The organism is Dietzia sp. DQ11-44 (genome assembly GCF_014145205.1).
Classification (GTDB): Bacteria; Actinomycetota; Actinomycetes; order Mycobacteriales; family Mycobacteriaceae; genus Dietzia; species Dietzia natronolimnaea.
The window spans coordinates 1-3953 of record NZ_JAALEC010000424.1; the positions used below are offsets into that span (position 1 = coordinate 1).

Annotated in this window: 4 protein-coding genes; 2 read left to right on the forward strand and 2 right to left on the reverse strand. The window is 72.8% G+C overall.

All coding sequences use genetic code 11. From position 1 onward, the window contains the following. Window positions 1-12: 12 nt before the first annotated feature. A complete protein-coding gene (locus G6018_RS10970; RefSeq protein WP_179524517.1) occupies window positions 13-1302 on the reverse strand; it encodes an aspartate aminotransferase family protein in 1290 nt (429 codons plus the stop codon). Window positions 1303-1388: 86 nt separating this feature from the next. Here G6018_RS10970 and G6018_RS10975 point away from each other — a divergent pair, with 86 nt between their 5' ends. After that, a complete protein-coding gene (locus G6018_RS10975) occupies window positions 1389-2378 on the forward strand; it encodes a D-2-hydroxyacid dehydrogenase (RefSeq protein ID WP_182639597.1) in 990 nt (329 codons plus the stop codon). On the opposite strand, the gene G6018_RS10980 is transcribed toward G6018_RS10975, so the two are convergent. After that, the gene (locus G6018_RS10980; RefSeq protein ID WP_182639598.1) at window positions 2368-3300 is read right to left on the reverse strand and encodes a LysR family transcriptional regulator; all 933 of its coding nucleotides are present in this window, start codon (window positions 3298-3300) and stop codon (window positions 2368-2370) included. The two genes, G6018_RS10975 and G6018_RS10980, sit on opposite strands and share 11 nt — an antisense overlap. A 150-nt stretch (window positions 3301-3450) precedes the next feature. On the opposite strand from G6018_RS10980, the gene G6018_RS10985 reads away from it, so the two are divergent. Then, window positions 3451-3953 (forward strand): Glu/Leu/Phe/Val dehydrogenase dimerization domain-containing protein (locus tag G6018_RS10985; protein ID WP_277817772.1); only part of this gene is annotated, 503 nt, incomplete at its 3' end.

A 3953-nucleotide genomic window follows, 5' to 3' on the forward strand; every position in this document is an offset into this window, starting at 1 on the left:
CGACGCGGGAGGTCACGCCGCCCCGTCGCACACCCGGTGGACCGCGCGGGTGAACCGCTCGACGCCGGCGTCGACCTCGTCGGCGGTCACCACCAGCGCGGGGATGAGGCGCACCACCGAGCCCGTGGGGCCACAGGTGAGGGTGAGCAGATCCTCGTCGATGCACGCCTGCTGGACCGCTCCGGCCAGGCGGGCGGCCTCCACCGCACCGGCACTGCCCGCGGGAGCGGTGGGGTCACCGAACTCGACGCCCAGCATGAGCCCGGTCCCGCGGATGTCGCAGATCTCGCTCACGTCGCCGAGGCTACGCCGCAGTCCCTCGAGGAGTTGGGTTCCGCGCTCGGCGGAGTTGGCCACCAGACCCTCCCTGGCGACCACCCCGAGGGTCGCCACGCCCGCCGCGGCCGCCACGGCGTTGCCGCCGTAGGTGCCGCCCTGCGATCCGGGCCAGGCCTTGGCCATGATCGCCTCGGGAGCGGCGATCGCGGAGATGGGGAAGCCCGAGGCGATCCCCTTGGCGGTGATGATGACGTCCGGGACCAGGCCCTCGGTGTGCTGATGGCCCCAGAACCGGCCTGTGCGCCCGATGCCGGCCTGGACCTCGTCGAGCACGAGCAGCGCGCCGATCCGGTCGGCGCGGTCGCGCAGCCCCTGCAGGTAGCGCGGCGGGGTGGCCATGTAGCCGCCGTCGCCGAGCACGGGCTCGATGAGGAACGCCGCGATCTCGCGGGCGTCGACACGGGAGGCCATGAGGTAGTCCAGCTCGGCGAGCGCGAAGTCGATCGCGTCGTCCTCGCTCCACCCGTGCCGCAGGGCGTGCGGGAACGGGGTCATCACCACCCCGCCCATGAGGGGGGAGAAGCCGGCGGAGAAGCGCGTCCCGGCGGTGGTGAGGCTCGCGGCGGCGACGGTGCGTCCGTGGAAGCCGCCCTGGACGGTGACGATGTTGGGCCGGCCGGTGGCCATGCGGGCCAGCCGGACGGCGGCCTCGACCGCCTCGGACCCGGAGTTGGCGTAGAAGACCGAATCGATCCCCTCGGGCAGGTGCTCGCCGAGCTTCTCCGTCAGCTGCAGCAGCGGTTGGTGCATGACGGTCGTGTACTGCGCGTGGATGATCTTCCCGCACTGCTCGCGCGCGGCGGCGACCACGTCGGGGTGGCAGTGGCCGGTGCTGGTCACGCCGATGCCGGTCGTGAAGTCCAGGTAGTCGCGGCCGTCGGTGCCGTGGATCCACGAGCCGAGGGCGTGGTCCACCACGACGGGCGTGGCCTGCTTGAGAAGGGGCGACAGATGCGCGGTCATGGGGCCAGTGTGTGACCCCTCCGGGCAGATTGTCAACAATCCGACGATCTGCGGGGGGGCGGTCGCGGGCACGCTACGGTGTGTCCATGACGCAGCAGCACCGGTCCCCGCACACGCGACCGACAGTCGTCCTCCTCACCGCCGACGGCGTCGTCCCGCCCACCCACCTGGACGAACTCCGCGGACTCGCCGACGTGCGGGAGTGCACCGCCGACACCCTGGCCGAGGCGCTGCCCGGCGCCGAGGTGCTCTTCGTGTGGGACATCTTCTCCGACGCGTTGGCCTCCGCCTGGCACGCCGCCGACGCGCTGCGATGGGTCCATGTGGCCGCCGCCGGGGTCGACACGCTGCTGTTCGACGAGCTGCGCGACTCCGACGTCTCGGTCACCAACGCGCGTGGTGTGTTCGACGGGCCCATCGCGGAGTACGTCCTGGCCTGCGTCCTCGCCCACGACAAGCAGCTGCACCGGACGGAGGCACTGCAGCGCGCCGGGGTGTGGCGCCACCGCGAGACCACCCGCGTGGCGGGACGCCGCGCCCTCGTCGTGGGGACCGGGGGGATAGGCCGGGCCACCGCGCGGCTGCTCAGGGCGGTGGGCGTGGACGTCCGTGGGGCGGGGCGTCGACCTTCCGACGACGACGAGGACTTCGGCGTCGTCCTGGACTCGGCCCGACTGGCCGGGCACCTGGGCGATGTCGACCACCTGGTCATGGTGGCCCCGTTGACCGAGGCCACCCGAGGGATGCTCGGGCCGGCCGAGTTGGCGGCGCTCCCGGACGGCGCCCACGTGATCAACGTGGGGCGGGGCCAACTGGTCGACCAGGAGGCCCTCACGCAGGAGATCGCGGCGGGCAGACTCTCGGCGCACCTGGACGTCCTCGTCGTCGAACCGCTCCCCGACGGCGACCCGCTGTGGACCCTCGACGGCGCGCACGTCAGCCCCCACATGTCGGGCGACGTGGTGGGCTGGCGAGACACCCTCTCGGAGCAGTTCCTCCACCACCTGCGCACCTGGGCGGGCGGCGGCGAGCCCGGTCCGCTGGTCGACAAGAGCCGGGGATACGTCAGCGGCTGACCGGTCGCGCCTCCGCGGCGTCGAGCCCCAGGCCGAGGGCGGCCTCGGTGAACGCGTCGACGAAGGCCCGTAGGGGTCGACGCCGGGCGTCCCGCTCCCGGTACGCGATCGAGACCGTCCTGGTCAGGGTGTCGTTCAGAGGCAGCACGTCCACCTCGGCGGTCGAGGTGCCCAGCCCGAGGTCGGAGGCCAGGGTCACGCCGAGGCCCGCGGCGACCAGGGCGAGTGCGGTCGACTGCTCACCGGCCTCGTGACGGATGTCCGGCTCGAAACCCGCTTCCCGGCAGGCGAGCCGCACGGCCCTGCCGAAGTGGGAGCGCGGGTGGGCCAGGACCCAGGGCTTGCCCGCGAAGTCGCCTAACGCCACCTCGCCGGCGTCGATCGACCCGCGGGGGGCCACGAGGTGCAGTGATTCCACGGCGATGGGTGTCCGGGTGAGCTCGGGGACCCGGGCCATCGTGTAACTGGAATAGTCAAGGACGAAAGCCAGGTCGAGGGAGCCGTCCCGGACCGCGCCCGTGGTGTCCTCCGGGGCGAGCTCGCGGCTGCGCACCTCGATCCCCGGGTGGTCCCGGGCGAGCACCCGGATCCCGGCGGGCAACAGGGTCGTGGCCACCGACGCCCAGACCCCGGCCGTGAGGGTCGTCCCGACCCCGGCCCGGGCCGATTCCATCGCGTGCCCGGCGTCCTCCACCGCGGCCAGGATGGTCTCCGCGTGCCCGGCCAGGACCAACCCGGCCTCGGTGAGCCCGATCCGGCGGCCACGACGCTCGAACAGGGGGGTCCCCGCCTCCCTTTCGAGAAGAGCGAGCTGTTGGGACACGGCGGAGACCGTGTAGTCCAGGGCCCCGGCGACGGCGGTCACGGTCCCGCGACGCTCGAGTTCGCGGAGCAGTCTGAGTCGGTGCAGTGACGGCTCCATGGCCCCGAGCGTAGGGGCTGACCGGGGACAGTGCAGAAAAAGTGAACGGTCGGGTCCATCGATTCTCGCTGGACCCGGGCCCGTCCCCGCTCCCATGCTTGAGGGACCCCGCCGGAGAGTCGGGACGAGGCGTTTCAGGAGGCGAGCACCATGACATCCATCGAGATTCCGGGTTTCACCGCGACAACCGGGTCGGTGCCGGTGGCAGTGCCGGCTCCACCCGCGGAGGGTCCCGCCACCCGCGAACCGTACCTGCGGCTGCACTGGAAGGACGACGTCACCGGCGCCCGAGGGTTCCTCGTCGTGGACACCCTCGTCGGTGGCCTGGCCACCGGCGGGACCAGGATGCGGGCCGGCTGCACCCTGGGTGAGGTGGAGGACCTGGCCCGCGGCATGACCCGCAAGACCGCGGCCTTCGACCTCCCCGTCGGCGGTGCCAAGGGCGGGATCGACTTCGACCCCAAGGATCCCCGCGCCGTGGAGGTGCTGGGCCGGTTCTGCGAGGCGATGCGCCCGTTCCTCGACCGTCACTGGGTGACCGCCGAGGACCTGGGGGTTCCGCAGCACCTGATCGACGAGGTCTTCGCCGGGCTGGGGATGCGGCAGTCGTACCACGCCGCCATCGAGCGCTCCGAGGATCCCGCCGCGACCGC